Origin of the sequence: Allorhizobium paknamense, assembly GCF_030815125.1 — a bacterium.
GTDB lineage: Bacteria > Pseudomonadota > Alphaproteobacteria > Rhizobiales > Rhizobiaceae > Allorhizobium > Allorhizobium paknamense.
This window is the reverse complement of record NZ_JAUSWH010000038.1, coordinates 2,501-5,000: the sequence shown is the minus strand read 5'-3', so window position 1 is coordinate 5,000 and position 2,500 is coordinate 2,501. Positions and strand designations below refer to the sequence as shown.

General features: G+C 52.4%; 1 rRNA gene (only partly in view). It reads right to left on the bottom strand.

Annotated elements, in window-relative coordinates:
- Positions 1–2,178: ribosomal RNA gene (locus QO005_RS24100) — 23S ribosomal RNA — on the bottom strand; it reaches 620 nt to the left of the window's first position.
- Positions 2,179–2,500: the final 322 nt, after the last annotated feature.

The window sequence follows — 2,500 nt, the reverse complement described above, 5'->3', positions numbered from 1 at the left end:
TTTCGGAGGCGACCGCCCCAGTCAAACTACCCACCATACACTGTCCCGGATCCGGATAACGGACCGCGGTTAGACATCCATGACGATAAGGGTGGTATTTCAAGGATGGCTCCACAGAAACTGGCGTCCCTGCTTCAAAGCCTACCACCTATCCTACACATGCCGACACGAATGCCAGTGTAAAGCTATAGTAAAGGTGCACGGGGTCTTTCCGTCTGACCGCAGGAACCCCGCATCTTCACGGGGAATTCAATTTCACTGAGTCTGCGTTGGAGACAGCGGGGAAGTCGTTACGCCATTCGTGCAGGTCGGAACTTACCCGACAAGGAATTTCGCTACCTTAGGACCGTTATAGTTACGGCCGCCGTTTACTGGGGCTTCGATTCAGAGCTTGCACCCCTCCTCTTAACCTTCCAGCACCGGGCAGGCGTCAGACCCTATACGTCGTCTTATGGACTTCGCAGAGCCCTGTGTTTTTGATAAACAGTCGCTACCCCCTGGTCTGTGCCACCCCACAATACTTGCGTAGCATGGGGTCACGCTTCTTCCGAAGTTACGCGTGCAATTTGCCGAGTTCCTTCAACGCAGTTCTCTCAAGCGCCTTGGTATACTCTACCTGACCACCTGTGTCGGTTTCGGGTACGGTCTATACGGTGGAGCTATTTCCTGGAACCGGCTCACTGCCCAACCAATCCAATAAGGTTGAACAATTTTCCCGATCCGTCACTACCACCAGGCCCACGAATATTAACGTGGTTCCCATCGACTACGCGTGTCCGCCTCGTCTTAGGGGCCGGCTAACCCTGCTCAGATTAACTTTAAGCAGGAACCCTTGGTCTTTCGGCGAGGGAGTCTCTCACTCCCTTTATCGTTACTCATGTCAACATTCGCACTTCCGATACCTCCAGGACCCCTCACAGGTATCCCTTCACGGGCTTACGGAACGCTCCGCTACCACGTGTGCAAGCACACATCCTCAGCTTCGGTGCATGGCTTTAGCCCCGTTACATTTTCGGCGCAAAGACCCTTATTTAGACCAGTGAGCTGTTACGCTTTCTTTAAATGATGGCTGCTTCTAAGCCAACATCCTGGTTGTTTTGGGATCCTCACATCCTTTCCCACTTAGCCATGACTTGGGGACCTTAGCTGGAGGTCAGGGTTGTTGCCCTTTTCACGACGGACGTTAGCACCCGCCGTGTGTCTGCCGACTAGTACTCCTCGGTATTCGGAGTTTGGTTAGGATCAGTAAGACGGTGAGTCCCCATAGCCCATCCAGTGCTCTACCCCCGAGGGTATTCGGTCGACGCTCTACCTAAATAGATTTCGCGGAGAACCAGCTATCTCCGAGTTTGATTGGCCTTTCACCCCTAGCCACAAGTCATCCCAATCTATTGCAACAGATGCGGGTTCGGCCCTCCAGTTGGTGTTACCCAACCTTCAGCCTGCTCATGGCTAGATCACTCGGTTTCGGGTCTAATGCAACGAACTGAACGCCCTGTTCAGACTCGCTTTCGCTGCGCCTACACCTACCGGCTTAAGCTTGCTCGTTACACTAAGTCGTTGACCCATTATACAAAAGGTACGCTGTCAGCCTTGCGGCCTCCAACTGTTTGTAGGCATCCGGTTTCAGGTTCTATTTCACTCCCCTCGTCGGGGTGCTTTTCACCTTTCCCTCACGGTACTTGTTCGCTATCGGTCATGCACGAGTACTTAGGCTTGGAGAGTGGTCTCCCCATGTTCAGACAGGATTTCACGTGTCCCGCCTTACTCAAGGACAATGAGTGTTCTACGCGTACGGGGCTGTCACCCACTCCGGCCAACCTTTCCAGATTGTTCCGCTTTATTCCTCATTGCCACTGGCCTGGTCCGCGTTCGCTCGCCACTACTTGCGGAGTCTCGGTTGATGTCCTTTCCTGCAGGTACTTAGATGTTTCAGTTCCCTGCGTTCGCTTCTTACCCCTATGTATTCAAGGTAAGATACCTTATCGCAATACCTAGAAACCTAAACCGTCCATAACGACAGCTTAAACTTTCTAGGTATCTAAGGTGGGTTCCCCCATTCGGAAATCCATGGATCAAAGCTCATTCGCAGCTCCCCACGGCTTATCGCAGCGTATCACGTCCTTCATCGCCTGTGCATGCCAAGGCATCCACCAAATGCCCTTACGACACTTGATCGTTCTCATTGCCAATGCTCATCCTTATTGGATTTGGAAGACCTGTCTTCTTCGCTTGCGCTCAGAAGGGTTCCAAATCTGGCCATCCGGTCAAACCTGAGTTTGACAAAACAGCAAGTCCCTCACCAGCTCTCACCGGCAAGGTCTCCAAAACTCGATTACCTTTTACAATCGAGCCATTCAGATGACATCAGCGTGTCGATCCGGTCCCTCATAAAGATATCACGCCGAGCGATATCCGGGCCGGATCTTAAGACCAGCTTCTCGAGATCAAATCCGAGGATGCGCGGTCAGGCAACATCCACCAGATCACATGTCAGATG